This window comes from Kastovskya adunca (genome assembly GCF_059505785.1).
Window position 1 is genome coordinate 15,284 of record NZ_JCACLG010000035.1, and the last position, 26,187, is coordinate 41,470.

At 47.6% G+C, this 26,187-nt stretch carries 24 protein-coding genes; 11 read left to right on the top strand and 13 right to left on the bottom strand.

Annotation, left to right across the window (positions count from 1 at the left end; all coding sequences use genetic code 11):
• Nucleotides 1–5 precede the first annotated feature (5 nt).
• Complete coding sequence (locus tag AC5JR3_RS14310; protein ID WP_495847099.1) at nucleotides 6–1,280, bottom strand: RNA-guided endonuclease InsQ/TnpB family protein; 1,275 nt, start codon at nucleotides 1,278–1,280, stop codon at nucleotides 6–8.
• Between the two features lie 6 nt (nucleotides 1,281–1,286).
• On the opposite strand from AC5JR3_RS14310, the gene AC5JR3_RS14315 reads away from it, so the two are divergent.
• Together AC5JR3_RS14315 and AC5JR3_RS14320 are read left to right on the top strand one after the other, a co-directional pair.
• On the top strand, nucleotides 1,287–1,502 hold the full coding sequence (locus tag AC5JR3_RS14315; RefSeq protein WP_495847101.1) for a hypothetical protein: 216 nt from the start codon (nucleotides 1,287–1,289) through the stop codon (nucleotides 1,500–1,502).
• A 199-nt stretch (nucleotides 1,503–1,701) separates the two neighbouring features.
• On the top strand, nucleotides 1,702–2,781 hold the full coding sequence (locus AC5JR3_RS14320; protein ID WP_495847103.1) for a PstS family phosphate ABC transporter substrate-binding protein: 1,080 nt from the start codon (nucleotides 1,702–1,704) through the stop codon (nucleotides 2,779–2,781).
• A gap of 54 nt (nucleotides 2,782–2,835) precedes the next feature.
• On the opposite strand, the gene AC5JR3_RS14325 is transcribed toward AC5JR3_RS14320, so the two are convergent.
• Together AC5JR3_RS14325 and AC5JR3_RS14330 are read right to left on the bottom strand one after the other, a co-directional pair.
• Complete coding sequence (locus AC5JR3_RS14325; RefSeq protein ID WP_495847105.1) at nucleotides 2,836–4,629, bottom strand: alpha/beta hydrolase; 1,794 nt, start codon at nucleotides 4,627–4,629, stop codon at nucleotides 2,836–2,838.
• 29 nt (nucleotides 4,630–4,658) lie between these two features.
• Complete coding sequence (locus AC5JR3_RS14330; protein ID WP_495847107.1) at nucleotides 4,659–7,772, bottom strand: ATP-binding protein; 3,114 nt, start codon at nucleotides 7,770–7,772, stop codon at nucleotides 4,659–4,661.
• A 436-nt stretch (nucleotides 7,773–8,208) separates the two neighbouring features.
• On the opposite strand from AC5JR3_RS14330, the gene argF reads away from it, so the two are divergent.
• The 5 genes from argF to AC5JR3_RS14355 all read left to right on the top strand — a co-directional run bounded on the left by argF (nucleotide 8,209) and on the right by AC5JR3_RS14355 (nucleotide 12,602).
• A complete protein-coding gene (argF, locus tag AC5JR3_RS14335) occupies nucleotides 8,209–9,129 on the top strand; it encodes an ornithine carbamoyltransferase (protein ID WP_495847109.1) in 921 nt (306 codons plus the stop codon).
• A gap of 138 nt (nucleotides 9,130–9,267) precedes the next feature.
• Nucleotides 9,268–9,897: a transcriptional repressor LexA gene (gene lexA, locus AC5JR3_RS14340; RefSeq protein WP_495847111.1), complete on the top strand. Its 630-nt coding sequence runs from the start codon at nucleotides 9,268–9,270 to the stop codon at nucleotides 9,895–9,897.
• 84 nt (nucleotides 9,898–9,981) lie between these two features.
• The gene (locus AC5JR3_RS14345) at nucleotides 9,982–11,772 is read left to right on the top strand and encodes a sodium:solute symporter family protein (RefSeq protein WP_495847113.1); all 1,791 of its coding nucleotides are present in this window, start codon (nucleotides 9,982–9,984) and stop codon (nucleotides 11,770–11,772) included.
• Nucleotides 11,773–11,867: 95 nt separating this feature from the next.
• A complete protein-coding gene (locus AC5JR3_RS14350) occupies nucleotides 11,868–12,101 on the top strand; it encodes a DUF8624 family small hydrophobic protein (protein ID WP_495847115.1) in 234 nt (77 codons plus the stop codon).
• A gap of 15 nt (nucleotides 12,102–12,116) precedes the next feature.
• Complete coding sequence (locus tag AC5JR3_RS14355; protein WP_495847117.1) at nucleotides 12,117–12,602, top strand: GNAT family N-acetyltransferase; 486 nt, start codon at nucleotides 12,117–12,119, stop codon at nucleotides 12,600–12,602.
• 185 nt (nucleotides 12,603–12,787) lie between these two features.
• On the opposite strand, the gene AC5JR3_RS14360 is transcribed toward AC5JR3_RS14355, so the two are convergent.
• A complete protein-coding gene (locus tag AC5JR3_RS14360) occupies nucleotides 12,788–14,050 on the bottom strand; it encodes an IS1/IS1595 family N-terminal zinc-binding domain-containing protein (protein ID WP_495847119.1) in 1,263 nt (420 codons plus the stop codon).
• 197 nt (nucleotides 14,051–14,247) lie between these two features.
• Here AC5JR3_RS14360 and AC5JR3_RS14365 point away from each other — a divergent pair, with 197 nt between their 5' ends.
• Nucleotides 14,248–15,003: a HEAT repeat domain-containing protein gene (locus AC5JR3_RS14365; RefSeq protein WP_495847121.1), complete on the top strand. Its 756-nt coding sequence runs from the start codon at nucleotides 14,248–14,250 to the stop codon at nucleotides 15,001–15,003.
• 67 nt (nucleotides 15,004–15,070) lie between these two features.
• Here the strand turns inward: AC5JR3_RS14365 and AC5JR3_RS14370 are convergent, their stop codons facing one another.
• Together AC5JR3_RS14370 and AC5JR3_RS14375 are read right to left on the bottom strand one after the other, a co-directional pair.
• A complete protein-coding gene (locus AC5JR3_RS14370; protein ID WP_495847123.1) occupies nucleotides 15,071–16,204 on the bottom strand; it encodes a glycosyltransferase in 1,134 nt (377 codons plus the stop codon).
• A gap of 213 nt (nucleotides 16,205–16,417) precedes the next feature.
• A complete protein-coding gene (locus AC5JR3_RS14375) occupies nucleotides 16,418–17,485 on the bottom strand; it encodes a polysaccharide pyruvyl transferase family protein (protein WP_495847125.1) in 1,068 nt (355 codons plus the stop codon).
• Between the two features lie 289 nt (nucleotides 17,486–17,774).
• Here AC5JR3_RS14375 and hpsE point away from each other — a divergent pair, with 289 nt between their 5' ends.
• On the top strand, nucleotides 17,775–18,755 hold the full coding sequence (gene hpsE, locus AC5JR3_RS14380; protein ID WP_495847127.1) for a hormogonium polysaccharide biosynthesis glycosyltransferase HpsE: 981 nt from the start codon (nucleotides 17,775–17,777) through the stop codon (nucleotides 18,753–18,755).
• 190 nt (nucleotides 18,756–18,945) lie between these two features.
• On the opposite strand, the gene AC5JR3_RS14385 is transcribed toward hpsE, so the two are convergent.
• The 3 genes from AC5JR3_RS14385 to AC5JR3_RS14395 all read right to left on the bottom strand — a co-directional run bounded on the left by AC5JR3_RS14385 (nucleotide 18,946) and on the right by AC5JR3_RS14395 (nucleotide 21,450).
• Nucleotides 18,946–19,719, bottom strand: coding sequence for a PEP-CTERM sorting domain-containing protein (locus AC5JR3_RS14385; protein ID WP_495847129.1), 774 nt, complete (start codon nucleotides 19,717–19,719; stop codon nucleotides 18,946–18,948).
• Nucleotides 19,720–20,302: 583 nt separating this feature from the next.
• Nucleotides 20,303–20,968, bottom strand: a complete 666-nt coding sequence (gene nblB / locus AC5JR3_RS14390; protein WP_495847131.1) for a phycobilisome degradation protein NblB — start codon at nucleotides 20,966–20,968, stop codon at nucleotides 20,303–20,305.
• A gap of 17 nt (nucleotides 20,969–20,985) precedes the next feature.
• Complete coding sequence (locus tag AC5JR3_RS14395) at nucleotides 20,986–21,450, bottom strand: CBS domain-containing protein (RefSeq protein WP_495847133.1); 465 nt, start codon at nucleotides 21,448–21,450, stop codon at nucleotides 20,986–20,988.
• A gap of 66 nt (nucleotides 21,451–21,516) precedes the next feature.
• Here AC5JR3_RS14395 and AC5JR3_RS14400 point away from each other — a divergent pair, with 66 nt between their 5' ends.
• Nucleotides 21,517–21,900 carry a VOC family protein gene (locus tag AC5JR3_RS14400; protein ID WP_495847135.1) on the top strand — a complete coding sequence of 128 codons (384 nt, stop codon included), beginning with the start codon at nucleotides 21,517–21,519 and terminating at the stop codon, nucleotides 21,898–21,900.
• 298 nt (nucleotides 21,901–22,198) lie between these two features.
• Here AC5JR3_RS14400 and AC5JR3_RS14405 read toward each other — a convergent pair whose 3' ends face one another.
• Both AC5JR3_RS14405 and AC5JR3_RS14410 read right to left on the bottom strand, forming a co-directional pair.
• Nucleotides 22,199–22,495 carry a hypothetical protein gene (locus AC5JR3_RS14405; protein WP_495847137.1) on the bottom strand — a complete coding sequence of 99 codons (297 nt, stop codon included), beginning with the start codon at nucleotides 22,493–22,495 and terminating at the stop codon, nucleotides 22,199–22,201.
• A 119-nt stretch (nucleotides 22,496–22,614) separates the two neighbouring features.
• On the bottom strand, nucleotides 22,615–23,322 hold the full coding sequence (locus AC5JR3_RS14410) for a phosphoribosyltransferase (protein WP_495847139.1): 708 nt from the start codon (nucleotides 23,320–23,322) through the stop codon (nucleotides 22,615–22,617).
• Between the two features lie 481 nt (nucleotides 23,323–23,803).
• Between AC5JR3_RS14410 and AC5JR3_RS14415 the strand changes: the two genes are divergently transcribed.
• On the top strand, nucleotides 23,804–24,502 hold the full coding sequence (locus AC5JR3_RS14415) for a uracil-DNA glycosylase (RefSeq protein ID WP_495847141.1): 699 nt from the start codon (nucleotides 23,804–23,806) through the stop codon (nucleotides 24,500–24,502).
• Here AC5JR3_RS14415 and AC5JR3_RS14420 read toward each other — a convergent pair.
• Together AC5JR3_RS14420 and AC5JR3_RS14425 are read right to left on the bottom strand one after the other, a co-directional pair.
• The gene (locus tag AC5JR3_RS14420; protein ID WP_495847143.1) at nucleotides 24,499–25,131 is read right to left on the bottom strand and encodes an ABC transporter ATP-binding protein; all 633 of its coding nucleotides are present in this window, start codon (nucleotides 25,129–25,131) and stop codon (nucleotides 24,499–24,501) included. The two genes, AC5JR3_RS14415 and AC5JR3_RS14420, sit on opposite strands and share 4 nt — an antisense overlap.
• On the bottom strand, nucleotides 25,131–26,066 hold the full coding sequence (locus tag AC5JR3_RS14425) for an ABC transporter ATP-binding protein (RefSeq protein ID WP_495847145.1): 936 nt from the start codon (nucleotides 26,064–26,066) through the stop codon (nucleotides 25,131–25,133). Before AC5JR3_RS14425 ends, AC5JR3_RS14420 begins: the two co-directional genes overlap by 1 nt.
• Between the last annotated feature and the right edge of the window lie 121 nt (nucleotides 26,067–26,187).

A 26,187-nucleotide genomic window follows, 5' to 3' on the forward strand; every position in this document is an offset into this window, starting at 1 on the left:
AGCGCTCAGTCGAACGCTGAGCGCTCACGGCGAAGCCTTCGACTACGCTCAGGGGATTTCGACACTTGCCTAGACTGAGTTACCTCAGTCCCCGGTAGAACGTCTGCACAGGCAGTTTCCATTCCCGTCTGTCCAACGGTACTAATTAACTTAATTCCTCGGTTTCTGATATTTTGACCTGCTGCTACGTCCCTATCGGTTCGATATCCACAACGAGGACAATCATGAATTCTTACACTCAGGTCTTTTTTAACCTCGCCACCACATTCGGGGCATTGCTGAGAAGTACCCCGAGCATCAACTTCACTGAAAAACTTTCCTCGCTTCCAGCACACATACTTAACGATGCTTCTAAATTGTCCGAATGCGGCATCAAGCATGTGTTTCCCAAACATTCCCTTAGCACTGGTACGGTAATCCAAATCTTCCATGAAGACCATATCACCCGCATCACAAAGAGCGTGGGCTTGTTTGTAGTGAAAGTCTTTCCTCGTGTTGTCAATTTTATGGTGAAGACGAGCAACTTTGAGACGTTGTTTCTCGTAGTTTTTCGACCTTTTTTGTTTCCTAGAAAGCCTGCGTTGCAGCAATTTCAGCTCGCTTTGCAGCTTCTTAAAGAACTTGGGAGGCGATACTCGAACGCCGTCACTGGTTGCCAAAAACTTCTCCAACCCGATATCAACTCCAATGGGATGACCGTGGGGCGTTGGGTCGGGAAGACTGACATCACATTGCAAGGAGATAGATGCATACCAGTGGTCAGCTTTCCTCAAGATTCTGACCTGCTTGACTACAAACCCAGAGGGGATAGAACGATGCAGGTTGATTGGAATTGCTCCAATCTTTGGCAGCTTAATATGCAAGTTCGTTACTGGATTCTCCTTGAATTGGGGAAAGAGCAACGACTTGAACTGACCATACTTCTTGAATCGGGGAAAGCCAAATCCTCTCTTCTGAAAGTACTCCCAACCTCTATGCAACTGCTTAATGGCTTGCTGAAGAACTTGGGAAGGAACTTCACCCAACTTAGGGAATTCCCTCTTCGCTCGTGGCAAATTATTAAGCTGTTGAATCTCACCCGGAAACTTTAGGTCGGCAGGGAGGATGTATTCTTTCTCCAAAGAGCATCTATCAACCAAGCACTTACGACTATCGCACCAATCTTTTATCTGCCGCAATGCATAGTTAAATGCATTGCGGCAGATTTCCATCCACTCAATGAGTTGTTGCTCTTGGGTGGCATCTGGATAGATTCGGTAGCGGTGAGTAAGTGTCAGCATTCCAGTATGATACTAGATTTACTAAACGATGGCACACCATTAAATGTTAAAAGAGAGGGCATCGAACCCTCTCTTCTAACCGCCTTTCATGAGGCGGCGTGGGGCGAAATAATTCGCCCCTTTAAGCGCCGTCCCGCCACTAAACTGTCAGGGGTACTTGCTACGCTCGATGTATCCCCTTCCCGCTATAGTGGGGGTCTTCCCGGCGAACCAGATAAATAGGTTTCTTCTCCAGTACACTGCCACAAAAATGCAGACTTATGCACAGGCTCTGTAAAAACGTTGATGCTGCCCTAGTGACTTGAAATTGCTCAATCGTCTCAATTTAAGCTTAAGTCCATCGGGTCTTTTGTATTAACGTATTGCTAATCTCCGCTTAACCTTCTTCGTCTATAAAGGGATGTGCAATGGTGAATTCCCTATGGCACAAAAGAACGAAACCACAGTCCTAATCCTCGCCTTGCTGACTACTGCCGGACTGCTAGCCGGGGGCTTGTGGTGGTTTTCTCAACGCTCAGGAATTGGGCTAGATAACCTATTGAGTCCTACTGCTGAGGGTGGGGATAACGGGGAACGCCAGCAAGACCCCTCTGGGGCGGCTCAACCCAATCAACCCATCGTTGAAACATTGGCGGCGGTACAGAATGTTCCCTCTGGGTTATTTAATTATGGTGGAAGTACCTCTTGGGCCCCAGTTCGTGGAGATGTCGATCCGATAATTCAGAACGTTTGGCCGAAGTTTCAGTTGCGCTACACCGAGCCTCCTAATGCCACACCTGGTTCGGGTAGCGGCATTCGTCTGTTGTTAAATAATCAACTGGCTTTTGTTCAGTCTTCGCGTTCTTTGAACAATGAGGAGTATTCCTCCGCGCAACAACGGGGATTTAGCCTCAAAGAGATTCCTGTCGCGATTGAAGGAATAGCGATCGCCGTTAATCCTAACTTAAATATTTCCGGTCTAACGCTGTCACAAGTCAAAGATATCTATACAGGGAAAATTTCTAATTGGAATCAAGTCGGAGGGCCAAATCAACCCATTACTCCTTACTCGCGGCGAGTTGAAGATGGAGGCACCGTAGAGTTTTTTGTGGAGAATGTCTTGGCGGATGAGAGGCTGGGGAGCAATGTTAAATATGTTCCCAGTACAACTATAGCCTTACGAGAATTAGCTAATGACCCAGGCGGAATTTATTACGCATCGATTCCAGAAGTCGTTGGTCAATGCGGTGTTAAACCGCTTCCGATTGGGCGACAAGCCAACGAACTGACTCCTCCCTATAAATTACCTTATGTCCCCCCTTCTGAGTGTCCCAGTCGGCGCAACGAGATAAACCGGGAAGCCATCCGCAGTGGCACCTATCCCCTCACCCGTCAGCTCTTCGTAATTGTCAAACAGAACGGTCAAGTTGACGAGCAAGCGGGTGAAGTTTACGCTAACCTGTTACTAACCGATCAAGGGCAAGAGTTAATCGCCAAATCCGGATTTGTCAGAATCCGTTAGTACCCAATCCGGGTAGGGTAGTTGAAGTTTCCTATCAAGACGTTCACGCCGCTGTTACGGTTGCAGAGCAGGCGGTAGGACACTCTCTCCCCCTCTCGCTGCTTCCATCAACTGCTCTGCCGTCAAAGACTTGATCAGCTCTAATGGTAAAGGGTCTTCACTCAAGGTTCGCGCGTAGGTAGAACTGAGGTAGCGACGGTAGTCAGGCTCTCCTGCGATGTAGGTTTTAAAAAAGGCGACGCTCAACGCATTCATGTATTGATAAGCAATCCTAGGATCGGGGCCGAGTGCTGTCTCAGGTATGGGTATTGACCCAGTTGATGGCCCCAGGGTGGAAAAATGGGTTCCGTCTTCTAACAGCACCAGATACTTTTCGGGTGTTGTCAGCCAAGTGAAAGGTCGAATTTGTTCGGGTAAGGCGGGGGCGACGGTATCATTACTACTAGCAACCAGCATCACGGGTAACTGAATCTGACTCAGTTGTTCTTGTCCAAAGATGCTGCTGATCACCGGGTTAATCGCGATCGCTGCCCCAATCCGCTCATCCTGCAACTCCTCCTCTACAGAACCCAACTCCTGCGCTCGACATTGCAGCAGTAGCGATAGATTTAATGCATTCTCTTCATTCATACAGTCTGCTTGCAGTTGCTCAAAGTTAATATTCGCCCCAGCTAAGGCTAAAACCGTGTAGCCACCAAAGGATTGTCCTAGCACGCCGACATTTTGCAGATTTAGTTGTCGGGGATACAAGCGTTGCAGTTGATCGAGCAAAAACTTGATATCTTCGGGGCGATCAATCAACTCGGCTGGCGTAGAAACTTCATTGGCTAACCCTTGGGTGAGCGCTTGCAACTGTGCAGCATTACTCCCTGGATGTTCGGGAACAGCCACGGCAAAGCCATAACTAGCAAGGTGTTCTGCTAAATAAGCAAAAGTTTCGCGCTCAGAACCAAGTCCGTGGGAAATAACAACCAAGGGTGTTTTTTCCTGAGTGGAGTTTGAGGTGGGGAGGTAAAGATCCACCGGAAAGCTGCGGTTACGTTGGAGATCGTTGAGGATCAGGGTTTGCTTTTGGAAGTTAACCGCTCCCGGTTGCTGTAAGTCTAGAAATTGTGAAGTATCTTCTGGAAATAGGGTGGCAAGTTGGGAGTCATCGGTTGGTACTTCGGCGGCGGCTTCAGCGATCGCTTGTCGCCTGACGGCGGCGGTTGCCAGTTCAGTTTCTTGAACCAGCACTGATAAATCATCAAAAAGCTGAAAACCGCGCTGGGAATTGATCCGAATCCCGTAGGTGGGAAACTCCCGCAGCACATTGAGCAGAGTTAAACCTTCCGGATCGGTAGCCGCCCTGATTAATGCCGCTCGAATCGCATAAAATCCCGGTTGCCCTGCTTGGGTTTGAATGAGCTGTGACACGCGCTCTAGGATGATTTCGCCTTGGCGGGAGTAGAGAAATTGCGCGATCGCTACAGGTGTTACAGGCACCCGTGCCGTCAACACCTGCCGCAGTTGCGCCAGCCGCTCCGGTTCTATATAACGCGCATACCCCGCTAGTTCCGGCTCAATTTTTCCTTCTTTGGCGTAAGTTTCCAACGCTGAAACGGTCAGTGAAAACTGCAAGGGGCCATAAGGCACATAAATCCGCTCTGCTCCCCATACCGGAGCCGTGAGAACCGCTGGCGCACCTAGTAAAACGCCCAGATTCAGTAGCGCTATTCCTACCTGGGCGGGAATAGACATTTTCAATGTGCCGTACCACAAGCCTTCGCCCCCCTTTTCCTCTTTAATAGAGGTAGAAAATTGCGGACGGCGAGGGACAACAGGCATTGCAGCGTTTCGGCAGTTCATGATTTGCAGTATCCTCTGAAGGAAAAAAATTACAGCTTATCTACCAATGCTTCTATTGTGTCCCAATCTTGCGATGTGCCGTATTTATTAAATTTCCGACAACGCTTCAGATAAAGGATTGCCACTTTATCCTGGGGATTTTTTTGTAAAAGGTTCTTAAAAACTTGATAGCCTTCTGCAAATTTTCGGCTGTAGTACAGTTGAACTCCAGACTCAAATTCAGCACGATATTTTGATTTCAGTTCGATACTCTCTGGTGATTCCCCATCGAGAACTTCAAAAATTGATACAGTATCTTTCCTACCTTTAACTGGCACTCTTCCTAAGAAACGATAATTGTATTTTGTAGGGTCTTCTAAAGAAATCAAAATCTTTTCGCTGATGATGGGAGACGCTCCATAAATTTTCGTTAACCCTTCCAAGCGAGATGCCAGATTCACCGCATCAGAAATAACGGTTCCTTCCATCCGTCGTTCCTCTCCAATCGTTCCCACCATCAAGCTTCCTGTATGTATTCCAATTCCAATAGTAATCAGAGGTTTCCCTTCTGCTTTAAGTTGCTCGTTATACAGAGAAAGTTGCTTTTGCATATCGATTGCTGCTTGCAAGGCATCTTCCGTTTTCCCCGGAAATAGCGCCATGACAGCATCACCAATATACTTATCGACAAATCCGTTGTTGTTTTTGATCGCTGGAACAACCTGTTTGAAGTAAGCATTAAGAAAGTGAAAATTCTCTTCCGGCGTCATCGCTTCTGACATACTCGTAAAGGAGCGAATATCCGAAAAGAGAATCGCCATATCTTTTTGAATATGATCGCCCAACTTCACATCTAAAATTGTCTCTCGCTCTAAAATTTCGAGTAATTCATGGGGGACAAAGCGCCCATAGGAAAGATTTAGCTGACAAAGTTGAATGTGTATTTTAATTCGTGCCAGTAACTCCTGTTTGGCAACGGGTTTAGTGAGGTAATCATTCGCCTCACAATTAAACCCTTCTACTAAATCTGAGACTTGATTTTTAGCAGTAAGTAACAGAATCGGCAGTTCGTTGGCACCATAGCTCTTGCGAATTTCTTTGCACACCTCATACCCCGTCATCCGTGGCATCATGACATCCAGGATGATTAAATCTGGCTTGAAACCTTGTTCAATTAATGCTAAAGCTTCCGGCCCATCTGAGGCTTGGGTAATGGAGTAGTTTTGCAGAAGGTGGTTTACTAGCACCTGTAGGTTGATCGAGTCATCATCTACCACCAGAATTTCCAACTTATTAGTGGAGACGGAGGAAACAGAGAGATCCAGTCTTGTATTTTGGTTGGAGAGAGATGGGGGAAGGGTGGAGGGAGAGATTTTTTGGCGAGGGAGGCGATCGCTCTGACGCCATGCTTCCCTAGACAGGGTTGGGACTTTCCCACCACCAGCAACTGGTAAGGTGAAGGTAAACTGCGAAGATTTTCCGACAGTAGACTGCACTGCGATCGTTCCTCCGTGCAACTCCACTAGCTGCTTAGTAATCGCCAAACCTAAGCCAGTCCCGCCGTACCTCCTGATGATGGAGCCATCCGCCTGTTCAAAGGATTCAAAAATTTGCTCAAATTTGTTTTCAGGAATGCCAATACCAGTATCAGAGACTGCAATTGCCAAGTAAGGGGAAGATTGAGAACGTTGAGATTTTCCCTTTTCCTGAATGACTTGTGCAGAAATTTCAACAACACCGGACTCGGTAAACTTAATCGCGTTACCTACTAAATTGTAAAGAATTTGCTGCAAGCGACTTTCGTCTGCTGCGACGGGAGGTAGATTCTCGTCAATATTATTAATAAGTTGAAGAGCTTTTTTGCCAACCATGGGTTGCGAAAGAGATAGCACTATTTCTGCCACATCTTTTACCCCAACGGTTTTAACTAATAACTCAATATTGTTATGTTTAAGCTTGGAAAAATCGAGAATATCGTTAATTAAATTATTTAGGCGCTTGCCGCTTTGAGCAATCATTACAAGATTTTCGTTTTGGATTTCGGATGGCTGTCCTCCGACTCCATCAATTAGTGATTCCGTCAAGCCAATGATGCCATTTAAGGGGGTTTTTAACTCATGGGAGGTATTAGCTAGAAATTCATCTTTAAGTTGATTTATATGCTGCAAATCAGCGTTTTTCTGCTCCAGGTTTTGGGCATAATCGCGAATCTCCACCACCATTAAGTTAAACGTATCTGCCAGTAGCCCTAGTTCATCTTTACTTTTGATGTCAATAAAGGTTTGAAAGTCACGGGCGCGGACTCTTTCTGCTCCATCCCGTAACTTAGCAATTGGGCGTCCCACGAGACGGGATAAGAAGAAGGCTAATAGCACAGAAAGGGCAAAACTGATACTGATAATAATAAAACAGATGTAACGTAACCTCTGAACTTGATTCACCTCGCTCGTGACGTTATAGTCAAGGGCTAAGACGGCAATGACGTTACCTCCCTCCTCTTTGATCGGCACTGCTGCTGTTAGGAAAGTCCCCCACTTATCCGTATAGAAATCTTTCCCTACCTGTGCTTTACCATCAAACGCTTTTTTCAAACCTACTTCTTCCGGCGCATACAAGTTTCCAATCGGATTACCTTGTTCGCCAGGTTTTTTTTCATAGTCGGCGTCAGCCAAAAATTTTAATACGCTTCTGTCAGGAGATTCCGGGATGGTAACTAAGAGGTAAGTGTAGTAAATTGAAGGTGCATCTTGGGGATTTTCCGATTTTTGTTCCAGTCTTTTTAAGGGTGTAACTCCCTGCCGACTTCCTGCTTTGATTTTTCGCAGGATTTGCACAATTTCTTGAAAATCCTGCGAGTTCATATACTTTTTTGCTGTCTCACTCGGTAAAGTTTCTGCGCTATCTCCCGGTTTAATGCTTAAGATTTTGCTATCAAGGGGTAGAGAATCTCGCGCGATGGCTTGGCGCAATCTTTGAATGGCTTCCCGGTCTTCTTCATCAAATAAAAATGCCCCAGTGCGACCAATATCTTTGAGCCGATTTGCCGTTTGGTTTAAAATAATCTGATAAGTTGTGACATAAAAAAACCAGACACTTGTACCCGTTATTCCCACTGAAAGTAGTGAAATGAGTAAGACCAGTTTTTTCCCAAAAGACAGTTGCATTGAAGTTAAAACTTATAAACGTTTAGGGAGTTTGAGCGGTAGTAGAATTTCATAATCTTGAGTAATACCCTGTTATTAATATTTAAGCTACTCCAGCTTGTAGAGGCTGGCAATCGTTGAGAAGATTTTTCAAACTATCTCTTCATCTCTCAGGCGCGACCTCCTCTTATCTCTACACATGCCCTAGCTGCTGATCAGTCTCCAGAGAAAAAGAAATGGGTGAAAATTTGGTAGTCAGTTAAAGGGTTTGTTCTCTTTTTCCGTAATATCATGTATGGCTGAGGGACTGCTGCAAAACTTGATAAGTTTTTCAGGTGTCTTTTTCAGGGCACAACTAGGTAGTCATTGCCGAGTTGATATCTGGTCAAAGAGGTGTTTTTTTGTATCACGCTACACGCCTTTATATTTCATTTCAAGTCAGTTATCGAGGAAGAAGATGGAGGCATTGAAAGGACGGGATTTTCTGAGTGTGGTAGACCTCAGAGCAAATGAGCTTCTAGACTTGTTGCAACTGGCGGAGCAGTTAAAACAAAAAAAGGTGCATTTGCGCTGCAATAAGGTGCTGGGGCTACTGTTCTTCAAAGCCTCTACACGAACGCGGGTGAGTTTTACTGTGGCGATGTATCAATTAGGCGGTCAGGTAATTGATCTTAATTCCAATGTAACTCAGGTGAGTCGGGGGGAACCTGTACCGGATACAGCCCGGGTGTTGGATCGCTATTTGGATGTGCTGGCAATTCGCACTTTTGAGCAGCAGCAACTGGAAACCTTTGCTTCCTATGCCAAAATCCCGATTATCAATGCTTTAACTGATTTGGAGCATCCTTGCCAGATACTCGCTGATTTATTAACGGTTCAAGAATGCTTTGGTTCGCTGTCGGGTTTGACATTGACTTATCTTGGGGATGGCAATAATGTTGCTCACTCTCTGATGCTAGGCTGCGCGTTGGTGGGGATGAATGTCAGAATTGCCACTCCTCCAGCTTACTTGCCGCAGGCGGGTGTTGTAGAGCAAGCTAAAGCGATCGCTGGGGGCAAATCACAAGTCTTGGTGACTGACGATCCAGCGATCGCGGTGCAAGGCTCCCATGTTATCTATACCGATGTTTGGGCAAGTATGGGTCAAGAAGACTCTGCCGATCAACGGATTCCTATTTTTCAGCCTTATCAGGTTAATGAAGAACTGGTGAATCAGGCAGATCCGGAGGCGATTGTGCTTCACTGTCTCCCCGCTCATCGGGATGAAGAAATTACCGATGGGGTGATGGAGGGAGCAAGGTCAAAAATTTGGGAGCAAGCAGAAAACAGAATGCATGCCCAAAAAGCTTTATTAGTCAGTCTTTTAGGCGCAGATTAGTAGGGATACTAACAACAAAGGACTAGACAGATGAGACTTTTAATAGTACGACTGTTCTATATTAAGGTAACATTCAATACCTACAAGTTCTGAGGAATAAGTGTTTAACTTTACCCCCAAGAATTCAAAACTCAAATTATGGAACCTCTGACTGAAGCTCAAAAACAACTTCATGACTGGCTAGTGGAATACATTCGCACATCCCAGCATGCGCCTTCGATTCGGCAGATGATGCGAGCGATGAATTTGCGATCGCCTGCACCCGTTCAAAGCCGCTTAGAACACTTGCGAGCCAAAGGCTATATAGACTGGAGTGAAGGACAAGCCCGTACCATTCGGATTTTACACCCCAAGAATTTAGGCGTTCCTGTCTTAGGAGCGATCGCGGCGGGGGGATTAGTCGAACCCTTCACCGATACCCAAGAGCAATTAGATCTATCCCACGTCTTCCATCAACCCGACTACTTTGCTCTGCGAGTGACGGGAGACAGCATGATTGAAGACTTAATTACAGAAGGGGACGTGGTCATCATGCGCCCTGTCCCCAACCCAGAACAACTAAAAAATGGTGTCATTGTCGCCGCACGGGTGGAAGGACATGGCACAACCTTAAAGCGCTTTTACCGTCAGGGGAAGCACGTCACCCTCAAGCCCGCCAACTCGAAGTACGCCCCCATCGAAGTGATGGCTACAAGCGTACAAGTTCAGGGGGTATTAGTGGGAGTTTGGCGCGGCTGCGACCCCACGGCAAACTCAGCCACCCGATGACAATCGCTCTTGAGGCAGATATCCGGAAACAGGAGCGCAACTATGGCATGATCGACTGCAAGAAATGAAGCGACTAGAGAATCTATGCAACTGGTTGATTGGTTAATTGTGCTGCTGTACCTCATCTTAACGATGGGGTTAGGTGTGTACCTGTCTGGCAAGGCATCAGATAGCCTGGTAGATTTTTTTGTATCGGGGCGACGCCTGTCTTGGTGGCTTGCAGGAACCAGTATGGCAGCGACCACATTTTCCATTGACACCCCTCTGTACATTTCGGGGGTTGTTGCCAGCAGAGGGATCGCCGGAAACTGGGAATGGTGGAGTTTTGGCATCGCCCACTTGGTGATGATCTACCTCTTTGCCAAACTGTGGCGACGCTCAGAAATTGTCACTGACGCTGAACTGACAGAAATTCGCTATGGGGGCGCTCCGGCGGCGCTGCTGCGGGGAACCAAAGCCTTTCTCTTTGCTTTACCCATCAACTGTATCGGCATTGGTTATGCCATGCTGGCGATGGTCAAAGTCGTTGATGCTCTGCAATTGTGGCAAAGTTTGGGCATTGAGCCAGGGGAGAACCTGAAAATCTGGAGTGTCGTTGGGGTGAGCATTTTCGTCCTGATTTACTCTGGCTTTGCGGGGTTGTGGGGCGTTGTGACAACGGATTTCTTTCAGTTCTTTTTGGCGCTACTTGGGGCGATCGTTGTGGCGGTGGCGGCGGTGAACTCTGTCGGCGGCATCCACGAACTGATTCCGGCGGTGCAGCAGGCAACCCAGCAGGATGTTTTGTCGTTTTTCCCCTTTAGCGTTGGTGCTGGCGGCTTTCGCTGGAGTGAAGCAGCAGGTATTAGCGCTAGTAGCTTTTTTGCTTACATCTTTATTCAATGGTGGTCGTTTCGACGCAGCGATGGGGGAGGTGAATTTATTCAACGCCTTGCTGCCTCCAAAGACGAAGCCGAGGCAGAAAAAGCCGCCTGGTTTTTCAGTGTCCTCCACTACATTGTTCGCACTTGGCCCTGGATTGTGGTGGCACTTGTCGCCATTGTCGTTTACCCAGATTTAGCAGACCCGGAGTTGGGGTATCCCAGACTGATGCTGGACTTTTTGCCGCCAGTGATGCTGGGATTAGTAGTGACTTCGCTGATTGCCGCCTTTATGAGTACCGTCTCCACGTCGATTAATTGGGGGGCATCCTATCTGACAAACGACCTCTATTTACGCTTTTTTAGACCGAATGCCCAACAGTCAGAGTTAGTATTAGCCGGACGCATTGCCTCGGTAATCGTGACAGCAATTGGAGCGATCGCGGCATTCTTTGCTGACGATGTTGCAACGGTATTTCGGCTGGTGATCGCGATCGGCACTGGGCCGGGGTTGGTGCTAATTTTGCGGTGGTTCTGGTGGCGCATCAACGCCGCAGCGGAACTCACAGCAATGGTTGCGGGCTTTATCGTCGGTTTTACCACCAGCGTTGTGCCGATTCTTCAGATTGAGGACTTTGGCACGCGGCTACTTGTCACTACAGTAATTACCAGCATTTTGTGGATTTCCGCCCTGTTCCTGGCACCACCAGAAACGGATGCGACGTTGGATGAGTTTTATCGGCGAGTACGTCCGGCGGGCCCAGGCTGGCAGCGTCAGCGCGATCGCACCGGGATTTCCTCGATCCAAGACTTAGGTTTGGATCTCAAACGAGTGCTGGCATCGGTTTTGCTGCTATTCGGGGCAATGTTTGCCATCGGGGGCTTCTTGCTGCTACAACCAGTCACCGGGTGGATCTCCCTCTTGAGCGCGGTCGTGGGTGGGATGTGGCTGCGTCAGCTCAGTAAGGCTAAACCACGAGTCGTCGCCGCTTCCGGAGTTGATAAAGGAGCTTAATTCCTATCCCATGTAGCATGAAGAAGAAGGGCTTGACAAGCATCTTCAATTAGTAGCTTTAGCCACTTTCTACCCTAAAAAACGCTTTTTTCAATATGGCTTTCTTTCGTCAATACGTTGCTCCTTTCCTGGTTTTATTGACCTTTCTGGTGGCTTTATTCGCCGTCAGCGCCCGGATCTTTCTCCCCAACGATATGGCAGCCCCCGCACCGACAGCAGAGATGGAGACCGTCAAGGGACAAACATCATCATCTGGTATCGATACCCAAGCCGGAATGCCATCTGTGGACGCCCCTACCTTACCCACCTCCGCTGGCTCGTTGAACTAATGCTTAGACCTACAAGTGTCTAGTCAGTTACCACCGGAATACCGACTGCGGGCAGGTTCAAGGCGGGAACAAGCCACTCTGGTCAAGTTTATGCAGCTAACTTACCAGGAGCTGTTTCCAGAGCAGGAAGATTTTGCTCACCTAGCAGAAACGGTGGAGCGTTATTTTTCTAGGGAGACGCCGCTATGGTGGGTGGAGGTTCTCAACCAAGAAGAGTCTCCCTACCGCCCTGCAACCGTAGCAGGTCTTTGGATGGGGAATGCTGTTGATCAGGTAGAGGGCGATCGCCACGCCCATGTTTTTCTCCTCTACGTGATGCCAGAACATCGACGCTTAGGTATTGCTTCAGCGTTAATGCATCATGCTGAAGACTGGGCGAGAAACAGAGGCGATCGCCAAATGGGTCTGATGGTCTTTCAAATCAACCAACCCGCTTTGGATCTGTACCAACGCCTAGGCTATCAAACCCACTCCCTATGGATGGTTAAACCCCTTCATTAGCTGTTAATCATTGGCGATCGCTTGGGAAGGGATGTATTTCTGTACGCCCCTTCCTGCCCCAACGTGATTTCCCCCCTTAATAAGGGGGGTTAGGGGGGTTGGCGTTGCAGAATAGAGGTATTCAGCAATGCCGGGGGCAATTTGTAGCGCTATTTGATGAAATTGGTATAACGATAGCGATCGCCCTACTTGCTACCAAATCCCTTGGCTTTTTTCTTCAACTTCCCGCGCCGTTGCAAATCCTTCCCCTTTGGCTCAGGAATGCTATCAGCAGAAGGCTGGGGTTTTTTAGTTTTGGTAGCCTGGGTTTGAGTCTGAGATCTGGCACTTGACTTTGCTTCTGCCAAGGTCGTCTCTGGCACCATGAAGTTTTTGCCACAATCCTTGCAAACATACCGTTGATTGCCCCGGCGATGTCCATTTTTGCGGAGGTTGTCAGAGTTGCACTGAGGACAGCTCACCCCATCGACTTGGCTAGGGAAAGTTGTTTCTTTCGCTGCTGGGGCTGATACTTCTGTCTCGTCCGCCTTGTCATCAGTCACCAAATCTTTGAGCGTTGTGGCAACTCTCTCAACAACAGTTGTTTCTTTCGCCGCTGGAGCTGATACTTCTGCCTTGTCCGTCTGTTTGTCACCAGTCACCAAATCTTTGAGCGTTGTGGCAACTGTCTCAACAACAGCAGCAACTTGCTCTCCAAAGCTGGGAGACTCTTCCGTGTCTGCTGATACCTCCTCCGTCGCTGCTGTGCTTTCTGGAGTGCGATCAGATGTTTCTACTTCAGGAGTTGATTCTTCAACAACTGCCGTCGGAGTATCTACTTCGGCAGTTTCTTCCTCAGAAGTCGTTGCCACAACTTCTGCTGAAATTTCCTCGTCGGTTGCCTCTTCAACGGGTTCAGCAACAACTGTCGCCACCACTTCTTTCTGAGCTGTCTCTTCTGGCTCCGGTTCCGTCACATTTGTGGGGACTTCCGCCGTCGCCGTCTCTTCTACTACCTCTGGTTCCGCTACGACAGTAGCTGAGATAGGATCTTCTGCCTGCTTATCCTGCTCAACAGGTAACGATTCGACGTGCTTCGCCTCAGTTGAGGGAATGTCATCGTATTGAGGGAATTTGGGCGCAGCAATAACGGGAATGACTTTCTTGGTAGTCATGCGGCTGATGCGATCGCCAATATTCTCCGGAATCGCATAACTCGTTGGCAAAACGCTTTTCTTCGAGACTGCCTCTCGCACCAACGTCGCTATATGCTCGGACAGGTCAATGGGTGGACGAGGTACAGGAGGTTCAGCTTCCTCAGATCTGACTGTCTGGGGATTTGAACTACTTGCTGGTTCTGGTGCTACTCCATCGACAATAGAGTTCAGGGATGGCTGCTCAAGGGGAAGTGGAGGAAAAAATCGCATCGAACGAACCATCCGTCGATAAGGCTCTAGGTGGTCGGTCACGTTATCCCCCCTGCTACTAAGTACATTAAAACCTTAGAATAATAAGGTTCTCGGTGTCGTGTAATATAGCAAATTCCGGTTTTTGATCGGGGAAAGTGGCGGGGGAATTTTAGTTTTCTTAACGTTCGCCAGTTTTTCTTATCTCTATCCTGGTTTGACACCGATGAAATCGGGTTGGATAGGATAGGTTATCCCTTATGTATGACGATGACGACCTAAGCGTACTTGATGCGGCAGTTGAAGCAGAAAGCCCCCTGGATAACATTGAGCCAATTGATGAATCAGAGGCTCAAAAGCCCGATCCAGAGGCAATGCTGGCGCTGCTGACTGCCCCTGAGACGCCACAACGGATGCTAGCAACTAGAGCGTTTTGTGAGTTGCAAGACGAACGTGCTGTCCCTCACCTGATTCACCTGCTGACTGATGTTTGTCCATTGGTGCGGGTGAGTGCTGCCTATGCTTTAGGACGCAACCCTAGCCCAACAGCGGTAGAGCCGCTGATTACCCAGCTAAACCGTGACTGGAATGGTTATGTGCGTAAGGGTGTCGTTTGGGCATTAGGGAATTGTCGCGATCGCCGCTGTTTACCTTCCCTAACAGACGCCCTGAAAAACGATATCTCCGCTGTGCGGTTATGGGCAGCGAGCGCCCTAGCACAAATGGCAGAATTGGAATACGAAGATATGGTGGCAGCCATCCCGCCCTTAATTACTGCCTTAATGCAAGACCCCGTTGCGGCAGTACGTAGCAACTGCGCCTGGTCTATCGGGCAACTATGCCGGGAATTGCCCTCCAATGCCATCTATGCCACTGCTGTAGATTCCTTGGTGGAATCCCTAGTAGAAGATGAGGATATGGGCGTCAGGGAAGACGCGAGAGCCGCTCTTTTAAGACTCGGCGACCCTCGTGGTCTTCAGATGATTGAGTCGTTGGAATTGGAAGGGTTGGTGTAGCCACACAGGGGGGCGAAGCGCCATTCGCCCACCACAAAATCTCAATCAATGCTCTAGACCAACGACTTCAGGGTAGAGGTGTTGGGGCTGCCAAATCAATCAACTTCAAATATTCTGTAACGGCTCGCTCGACGCTAAAGTCCTGCGATCGCTGCTTCAATTCCTCAATGGCAATTGGTGAATCTAGCGCTGTTTGCATCGCCGCCGCTAGCGCTGACACATCTTTGACGGCAACTAACTGCCCATATTTCCCCTCTGCTAAAATTTCTCTTGGCCCGTGGGGACAATCGGTTGAGACGACCTGACAGCCACAGGCGATCGCTTCAATCAAAACCGTGGGTAGCCCTTCCCAACGAGAGGAGAGGACAAACACCGACGCCCGACTCATGTAAGCGTAGGGATTTTTGACAAATCCGGGCAACAAAACATCAGCCTCTATCCCCAACTTCGCAACCATTCCTTCTAACTGCTTCCGCAACGGGCCCTCACCCAAAATCAACAGCCTCGCCTCTCGTTGTTTCCGCAACTGTGCGAACGCTTGCAGAAGCAATGAAAAATCTTTTTGCCCTGTTAATCGACCCACTGCCAAAAATACAGGAGGTTGGTTAGGTTCAAACCAAGGATGCTCAATAGGCAATTGTGCATTGAGAAATAACCTCTCATCCACAACTGGGTTATAAATCGCCCGCACTGAACCAGTTCGCAGCTTCAAACCTACTTCCACAGCTCGCGCCATACCCTTTGAAACCGCTACAACAGCGTCAGCTTTTGGATAAAGCCAAGCGCGTAAAAGTCTTGGCAGTTGGCTTTGCGGTCGCCTCCAACTCCTATCAGGGTTAGGCAGTGGCAAGTGTTCTACTAAAACTAAACGTACGGGAACTTTAGCGAATATCCATGCAACTACAGCTACCCAGTTTGTTAGGGTCAAATGACATAACAAAAGATCCGGTTTTTCTTGTTTTAAATATTTAATTAAAGGAGGAACAAGTTTAATCGCACTTTTAGCTTGAAAACCAATTTTTTCACCTAAATCAACAACCCGTACTCCAGTGGGCACCTGATCTAAATAGGGTCGCCCTTCTGCCCAATCCAGAACTAAATCTAGCGAGATACCCCGTTGGGTCATTCCCTTAAGAAGATTGAGAACAACCCGTGTTATCCCTCCTCCACCTTCCGGATTAGCTAAAATAGCTATTCGCACTTGATTTATCTGCTTGGACATGTTCTGGGTTGTAGTTAAGTTTTAGAGCCAGCATATCTATCACCGTCGCGGTCTTAAATCATTGGCGATCGCTTCGGTCTGAGGGTATGACTACACCCCAATAAATAGTTTGCGAGTCATCAGAATTGCTATAACAGGTAATATAACTTTTAATAAAGCAATAAATAGGGATTACCCAACTTGCTGATAGTTTTAACATTGCTTTAAGAGGTCTTCAATGCCAGTTATTACTTGAGAACTATCTTTGGCAAATCTACAGAAAGGAACTGAGTAAGTCCAGGTATTATAAAACGATTCATTTTTATGATAAGAGTTAGGTAAAAAGATATGAGGCAATCCTAATAGCACACAAAGAATATGCCCATGTAAGCGGTTAGTGATAATTAGTTGGTGTTGTTTGAATTGGTAAATTCCGCTATGAATAAAGCTCCAAGAGCGGGAGTGTAACTGTTGGTTGTATAAATTATTAAAGTAATTGTTATAGAAAAAATAATCTTCCCATTTTTGTCGAAACATCCAATCACCAGGAGTTTTAATTCCTCGTTGCCATACTTCTCGAAAGAGATCAGCTAGTGTTTGAGCAGCACGAGATTTGTTAGTCCCTAATACCCACTTAAATGAAGTCCAATCTTCTACAACTAAGCTAGAAAAACTGGGAAAATCTATAGCAAATGAAGAACTAAGTTCTTGGTCTTGACGACAGTGATATAAAATAGATTTTGAAGCTTGTTTATCCGTTGATAAAGCTGAAATTTGGCTTAACTGAAAAGCCATGTCAGGGGCTTTGACAACCTGGCAGTTTTTGAAGTTTTTAGTCGCAATTTCATAACTATAATCATCGCGAACAAACAAAGTTAGATCGGGATGAGAGTTGAATATTTTGGCAGCATTATCTAAATTTGCTGGATTAGCAAAATAAATGCTCTGGGGCAGAATAATTACAGGGCGATCGCGGTAATGAGAAATAATGTATTCGCGGAATGCCTGATACTTAGGCCAAAGGTCGCCTAAATTACCCCCACCATTGAGGAGTATGGGGGCTTTACCAATCTGTTTTTCTAGGATAGCCCCAGAAAAATTATTAATACTGGAAGCATAGCTGATTTTAGCTTTTATCTTCTCAGTTATGTAAAATACAGAGCCTATCCAGATGAGATGATCGCCAATGTTTGTGTAATCAGGATAGTCTAAGAGTGCACAGCGTTCAAAATCCTTCAACCTGCCTAATGATTGATGTAATATTTCAGTAAGATTGTGCATGGTCAATAACTGTTTATGATAGCTAAATGCTAAGTTGAAGGTTTCAGGAATTTATGCCGTGACATATAGTTACACGTTGATTATAATTTACAATAAAGAGTCTAGTTTTTTCTGTTAGTAAATAATAAGAAGCATTAGTTTTATAGTGTGCATTCTAATAAAGTCTTTAAAACATCAGTGAAGTTGATAAATAATTTTAGTTTTCTGTATAAAGAAGATATTACAGATAATCGAATATTAATCTTGCGATCGCTCTTTTTCAAACCTTTGCAAAGCTGAGATACTCCTGATGGTTGACTTCACTGTTGCTATCTGTACCTATAACGGAGAAACGCGCCTACCAGAAGTATTGGAGCGACTACGAGAGTGCTATACCTACACAAGGCGATCGCTAGTCGATTCAGAGTCAATTGATTGGGAAATTATTGTTGTTGATAACAATAGCACTGACAATACTGTTAAGGTTGTTCGAGCTTACCAGACTACTTGGTCATCCGACTGTCCTCTTAAGCTATGTTTTGAGCCTCAACAAGGTCTAGCATTTGCTAGACAACGGGCTATTACGAACGCCAAAGGCAAATTTATTGGTTTCATTGATGACGATAACTTACCCAATCCTGAATGGGTAGCCGCCGCTTATACCTTCGGACAAGCACATCCCCAAGCCGGAGCATTTGGCGGTTTAGTTCTTGCGGACTGTGAAGGCGAAGTTCCCGAAGACTTTGAGAAAGTAGCCTGCTTTTTATCCATTGTCGATCGCGGAGCTAAACCCTTTATCTACGATCGCCGTCAGGGACTGCTTCCTCCGGGGGCGGGATTAGTCGTGCGTCGGCAAGCCTGGTGCGAAACTGTACCGAATCGGCTGTTTCTGGCAGGAAGAGTTGGGAAATTCCAACTAGCAAGCGAAGACTTAGAAGCACTATCCTACATCCAAAATGGAGGCTGGGAAATCTGGTACAACCCCCAGATGTGCATTCACCACAAAATCCCTCCTCGGCGAATGGAGCGAGACTACCTCCTCTCAATCGTGCGGGGTACAGGTTTAGCCCGGCATCAAATTCGGATGGTTCGCCTGAAAGCATGGCAAAGACCGATACTGTTTCCCCTCTATCTCATCAACGACCTGCGGAAATTAATCTCTCTCCTGATTGAGGATGACCGAACGACCAAAGCTGAACTGGCTGTGGCTTGTGACATAGAGTTTTTGCGAAGTAGCTTGCTCAGTCCCTTTTATCTTTGGAGCAAACAGGCCAATTCTAAGAAAAAATAAAGGGAAGTCCGGAGTTGTAGAGGCAAAGGCAGTGCCTTCGCCTTGTACTGAGTGCCTGAGTAAGTATTTTTGTAGCCCTAGGCTTTCAGTCTATGTAAGAGGAGGCGCTAAAGCAAAAAAATAGAGTGAGAAGGATATTCCAACCTCTCACCCTAGCTTCTAGCCATTAACACTCATCTAAAACTTTGTCTTAGCCAGCGTTGCGGCTCTTGCGGCGACGAGCGGTAAACAGTGCGCCAGCTACTAATCCTAGTCCAGCGATCGTTGCAGGCTCAGGAACCGTAGCTCCAACGAGAGCATAGTCGCTGTAGTGGTAGCTTGTGCCTCCTGTTTCTGCGGGAGAGGTGAAGACAACTTTGTCAACCTTGAGATCTCCAAAGGGATTGGCAATGCTGTACCAGCCGCCACCAGTGCTGTTAGAAGGGCTAAGTGCATTGATAGTCTGGAGGATATCACCCCACTTCCATACGGCGGTAGTGTCGCTCAGGACTTTCAGAGTTCCAGTGATTCCACCCGCAGTAATCTGTGCAACTTCATTAACCTTGTCACCGAAGGCAACTGTAGTGTTACCTGCCTTATATAGAAAAGCTAGATCCAGGGACTTGAGTATGGAAGGCCCATTGAGAAGAGATAACGTCAGGGTCTCTCCGTGGTCAATTTCTTGCTGGCTACCTTTACCATCTTTGCTGGAGTGCAAGTAGACTCCTGTACCCTTGACACCGTTGACTTCCTTGGTGGTGAGCTTGCCTCCATCATTAGCTTCTAGTAAAAAGCCATCGGCAGTTTCACAAGAAGAAGGGCCAGTAGAAGCCTGCTCGTTGCCAAGCTTTTCTAGAGGAACGGCAGAGCAGCTACCTAGATCGGAGCCAGAGTTGAAGCTGAAAGCTTGGGCAGGAGTGCTAGACAGAGCGAGCACGCTTCCTGCAACTAAACCGACGTAAGCTGTAATTTTTTGGAGTTTCATGGATTCTCACTCTGTGATGTGGCATCACGTTTGTTTCTGCTCATCATGTTAGTCATGCCCAATCAGTAATAGCAACAAAATAGCTGACTCTTTACTGATTCTTTAAACACCTACTAAGTACTATAAACTTTCAAGTAATTTATCTTTTCAGTACTTGTACCGTTAGGGGGATATTTTGAGGCAGTTTAGCTTAAAAACTAGAGTAGATTTATTGAGGCTATTACTACTAGCTGTAGAAAAAGGACAGTTTGTAAAGGTTTTAGACACTGTTAAAAAGGAAATAGAATTTTTTAAAAAACATAAACTTGGGTAACTTAATGGTGGTAACAAATTTCTTTAGATAAAGTTTATTATCTCCGTGAAACTACTTACGTGGTTTTACGGCTGACACATAGAAAACTCAGGTTTATCAAGGTCTTTGGGGCAATGTATCTACGCATACATAAGCAATTTTTAATTCATCTCTTGGCAAATCGACAGCCAGTTTAGGTTTTTTGCTAATAAAAAAGGTCGGTCTACCGACCGACCCCGACTGGATTAGCTTTCGTTTGAATTAGCTTTCGTTGGTATTGAAGAAAACTACTCAAGCTGACTTCAAGCTAGATTGAGCTTCCTGAGCAACTTGCTCTACCTCATCATGAGAGAGGGATTCTAAGGTGGAGTGAGCTTCTGTTCCTCCTAGTCGCTTGAGGGCTTGTACTACCCGATAGCGGATTTGCCAGTCAGGATTAGTGGCATAGGGTACCAGGAGAGGGACAGCACGGGTATCACCTAATTCTCCTAAGGAGCCAATAGCCGCTGTTTGCACTAGGTTATTTTCTGAGGCAAGGGCTTCTTGGAGTAACTCAAAGGCACATGGATCGCCTAGTTCTCCCAACGCGGCAATAATGCTGAACTGGACAAGCCACTCAGAAGTCTGGTGATAAACCTTTTTTAGGTCTTCAAAGGCTTCGGTAAGCTTGAGTGCCGCCAACGCATCAGCGGCAGCGGCTTGCACGTCAGGTTCCGGGTCGTTGAGGAGGCGATCGCGCAACATGGTTAACGTTGCCTGTAAATCTTGCTGTCCTAGGGTATCTAACTGGCTAATCGCCGCATACCGGACTCGCGTATTGCGATCGCTCAAGGCAGGTTGGATCATCTCAAAGGCAACAGCAGGGTCAAGTTCCCGTAGCTGATTCACGCCGCTGATGCGCTTGCCAAAGTCTTCAGAACTCAGCAGTTCCTTTGCCGATTCAGGAGTAACACTCATTCTCTATATCCCAAAATTTACTCGTACTCAGCCGCCATTGCCCGGACAATATCGCCACGGGTGAGGATACCCACCACCGTTCCTGAGTCATCTAGCACAGGCAGGCGAGAGACGTTTTTTTCATTCATCAAATGAGCCGCTTCTCGCAAGGTTTTATCCGGCTCGACTGTCACAGGCTGATCGCTCATGACTTCCCCAACCGTTTGTCCTAGCGCTTTGTGAACGTCTTTTTCGTAACGGGCAGGATTCCTCAGATAAATCACGCTATCGAGAAACATAATATAAGGTGGGGGGTCAACTCCCGCTTCCTGCCACACCAAGTCTGTTTCAGAGATAATTCCGACTAATTTTCCTGCCTCATCGACTACCGGCAAACCACTGATGCGATGTTCTACTATCAACTGAATCGCCTCCTTTAGAGGCGTCTGTGGTTGTACCGACAAAGGGTCGGGGGTCATGACATCAGCAACAGTTTTGGGCATTCTCGGCTCTTTACTCATCAACTGTATTGTAAGAAATTACCGGGATCATGAGGCATAACTAAATTTATGACGTTGCAACCCACGGATGCCTTCATCACACTAGCAGCCATTGACGCTGAGACGCTGGTGCAATTTTATACCCAACTTTTAGGGCAAGACCCTACCTCTTACATACCGGGCAGTTATGCTGAGTTTAGTCTGCCTAACTTGCGCTTGGCGATTTTTAAGCCAAAAGCCAGCCACCAGAGCGAGTTGGCAAATTCTACCCGAAGCGGAATGAGTTTGTGCGTAGAAGTCAAAGATTTAGAAGTAGCGATCGCTCACTTAGAAGCTCTGGGCTACCCACCCCCCGGTGAAATCATCACCGCCTCCCACGGGAGAGAAATCTATGCCTACGACCCCGCCGGAAATCGTCTGATTTTGCACCAAAGGGTGAGTCCTGAGTCCTGAGTCCTGAGTCCTGAGTCCTGAGTCGGGGAGAAAGGATGAAGTGTTTTCGGTGAAGCCGTTGCCGGAGGCGCTTGGTGAAGGGTGAAGTATGAAGGGTGAAGGGTGAAGTATGAAGTATGAAGAGTGAAGTATGAAATAGGCGATTGGAGTAATGGCTAATCGTCATTGATTTTTCTCTCTCGCTCCCCATCTCCCCTGCACCCCTGCGCCCCTGCTCCCTATTCCCTCATCTCAGGGCAATGTCCACCTGATAACTCAGTTGGGTTTATTTGAGCGTACCTACTTAGCTAAAACGCCATCAAAGATAATGAACTAGATCAGCGAAGGTATATAAGCTATAAATCAGTAACAATACCGCCAAGATTTGCAAGACGCGGGGATGGGGCGAGGGGGTGATCGCTTCCCGTACCCACATTGATATGGCTGCCCCCATTGCGTAGCTGGAACTGAGAACCAGATAGGGCCACTGCTGCGTCACTGCCCAACTTAACAACAACGCCATCGTTAAGGTGGTCATCACCAGTTCGACAAACTCTGGTGGGTTGTACTGAGAAGAAAGAAGTAAACTACGCCACCAAAATTGCCAGTATCTCATTGCTAGTTGGGAGTTATTGGTTGTGTTTGTTGTTAGCGATCGCTTGAGCCAACAACACCCAATCCTAGGGCTGGGTTTGTCTAGTAGAATAGTGCAGCCTTGCCGATCAGCGCTACCCGCTAAGGGTTATCTGGACTCTGCCTACGGGTAGATAACAGCAGATGGTTGTGTTGTTGCAACTGTGCTAGGGCGTCTATGGTTTCAACCTGAGGAAACTGCTGATAGAAGCGACTAACGCTCATAAACGGGTCAGGTGTTTCTAAAATGATCACGCGATCGCTCCATCGATGTAAAGATTTGAGCAATCCGGGCGGGGCAACGGGCGCACAAATCCACACCTCTGCTGGGTTATATGCCTTCAACGCTTTTGCGGCGGCTGCCATTGTCATCCCCGTGGCAATGCCATCATCAACTAAAATTGCCAATGCTCCTTCTGGATTGACATCCGGACGACCAGGGGCGAGTTGTTTTAACTGTGCTTGGGCTTTCTCTTGAGCCTGACGTAACGCCTCATCTCGCACAGGAGAATACTTAGAAGGAAAGAGTCTTGGCTGTGTCCAAAGAACATGACCCTCAGATGTTACAGCCCCAATCGCTAATTCCGGGTTTTCAGGCTTCACGATCTTTTTAGCAACCATCACATCCAAGGGACAGCTCAACTGACGCGCGATCGGGACAGCAACAGGAATACCACCACGCGGCAAAGCATAAACAATCGGTGAGGCAGATACACTACTTGCCTTTAACTCTGTGATGAGATTGACCACGGACTGAGCCAACTGCTTCCCAGCTTCGGTGCGGTCATTAAAGAGTGGGGATGATGACATGATTCCCTCCGGCACTTAGCAACGGGTTTGCCCCCATGATGAACGATCTTTACAGAGACTGTCGGGATCAATAGAGAGAATGTTGCAAATAACACTTAAGGATCAAGGATAAAAATTCCCTTGTTTCTTCTTTACCGTGCCAGGAGAATTAAAATTTAAAGGGCGAGTACCGATCCTTTTTTGGTACTGTAGACCTCTTGCATAAGTCGAATAGACCCCCCTTAATCCCCCCTTAGTAAGGGGGGAGACTTGAAATCTTGCCCCCTCCCCTTAGTAAGGGGAGGGTTGGGGAGGGGTCTAGTATATTTTTGCAAGAGGTCTTGTGGCTTCGATGGATACGAGCTTGTGACATACTCCCCTTTGATGTATTTGTGGCATTGAGCCACACTAGACTTTCTCGCTTTCATCCCACCGCTAAAAACATCACTCCTGAACGTTGCTTACTTTATAGCGGGGGCTTCCCGCGAATACATTTAAATTCATGGCTAACGAAGAACAAATAAGTCTTTTTAATACCGACGCCTTTAGCGAATCTTTACCCCAGGCAGAGCCTAATCTAGAGTTAATTCCCACGGATGTAAAAATTCCCATTCCTCCAGGTACCTATGACAGCCTGACGCCAATTGCCGAGCATTGTAACCGCTGCCATCGTTGCGACTTAGGAGCAACCCGCACCCATGCTGTTGTCGGACGAGGCAACCCGAAAGCACCAATTATGATTATTGGGGAAGGGCCAGGGCAAAATGAAGACGAGACAGGGTTACCCTTTGTGGGGAGGGCTGGGCAACTGCTAGAGAAAATTCTGGCAGCCGTCAAACTCGATACGGAGAAAGATGTCTATATCTCAAACATTGTCAAGTGCCGTCCGCCAGGGAATCGCACGCCAACAACGGAGGAAGCGGCAGCTTGCAAGCCTTATCTATTAGAGCAGATTCGCCTGATAGATCCCAAAATTATGCTGCTAACAGGGGCAACAGCGGTTAAAGGATTGACAGGGGATAAGCGAGGCATCACGAAGATTCGCGGTACTTGGATGGAATGGGAAGGGCGTCTGTGTATGCCGATTCTCCACCCTGCCTACCTGTTACGAAATCCTTCACGAGAGCAGGGAAGCCCAAAATGGTTAATGTGGCAAGACATCCAAGCGGTGCGGGATAAGTTAGACGAAATCAGCGCTTAATGAGGCAATATTGGCGAAAAGCCCCTATTTTTTGCGCTTAAGTCAATAATTCGCCCGCCTAACCGCTTCAGTAATGCTGCCTCATGGCTCACCACCAATAGCCCTAACTTGTGCTGGCGGGTGTATGCCGTTACCGCCTGCCAGATTAATGCTTGGGTATTGGCATCCAGCATTGCCGTCATCTCATCGGCAATCAGGTAGCGGGTAAAGGGATTTAGCGATCGCGCTACCGCTATGCGCTGTAACTCCCCGCCGCTCAGTTCGTGGGGCCATCGTGTCAACCAGTTACTGTGGATACTCAGCGCTTTTAGCAGTTCCTGCTCTGGCGGTTGCCCTTCGTGGAGAATCTTCTCAATCCGCCAGCGAGGGTTAACCGATAGTTCCGGGTTCTGGAAGATGAGTTGCACAGGCGAGTAACCCCGCTTTGGTAAAGGCTGACCGTTAACGGTGACGATTCCCGACCTTGGGGCGATATATCCCGCCAGAATCTTACCCAGCGTCGTCTTGCCAAAGCCACTGGCACCGCTTAAACCGACAATTTCGCCGGGAGCAACTTCTATATTTAAATTCTGGAACAGCCAAGGCTGATTTTTCCCGTAGCGAAACGAAAGATTTTCACCTCTCAACATCAATGCACCTCATCTGCATGAATACAGCGTACCGGAGCGCCCCGCACTTCCCGAAAGGCTGGACGCGCTTCCCTACAAGCGTCTGTCACCCACGGACAGCGCTCAGTAAATAAACAGCCAGGGGGTAAAGCATCCGGGCTGGGTTGAGTGCCGGGAACGGGAATAAAGTCATTTTGAGGAAGCGATCGCCATAATGCCCTAGTGTAAGGATGACGAATTTTTCCCGTGGGAAAATCTTGCGCGTCCGCAATCTCAACCGTTGTCCCTGCATAGAAAACCGCCACCCGATCCGCCACTTGCAGCGCCGCCTCAATATCGTGGGTAATCAATATCACCCCTTTACCCTCATTGGCTAATTCCCGTAAATGATTCAGCGTTTCCCTCACCACCTCTGAGTGCAATCCCGGCGTCGGTTCGTCCGCAATCACCAACTCCGCTTGTCCCACCGCCGCCGTTGAAACCAGCACCCGCCGCGCCATCCCGCCAGAAAGCTGAAACGGGAAAAAGCGTTTAACCACAGAGGCGAGTCCATAGCGGTTAAACGTTTGCTCCACCGCTGGTTTAGCCGCTTGCGTTGAGATGCCGCTCAGTTGTGCCGCACGACCGACTTGCGACCCTACCCGCATCAAAGGGTCAAGATAGCCTACAGATTGGGGAATCAGGGCAATTTCTCGCCCGCGCCAGGTTTGCGATCGCGCTGGGGTTAGTAGCTCCCCCTTGAAATAGATCTGTCCCGCTACTTCTGCATTCTTCGGCAAAATCCCCAGAATCGCATGAGCGAGCAGACTCTTACCCGAACCACTTGCCCCCACAACCGCCATCACCTCTCCCGCCTTAACCTCCAAATCCAGCTCGGTAATCACCGTAAGCCGTCGCTGAGTCAAGCCCTGGTTGTACATTGTGAAGGTGACGCTGAGGTTGTAGACGGAAAGCATGGGTGAAGTATGAAGGGTGAAGTATGAAGTATGAAGGGTGAAGTATGAAGGGTGAAGTATGAAGGGTGAAGTATGAAGGGTGAAGTATGAAGTATGAAGTATGAAGGGTGAAGTATGAAGT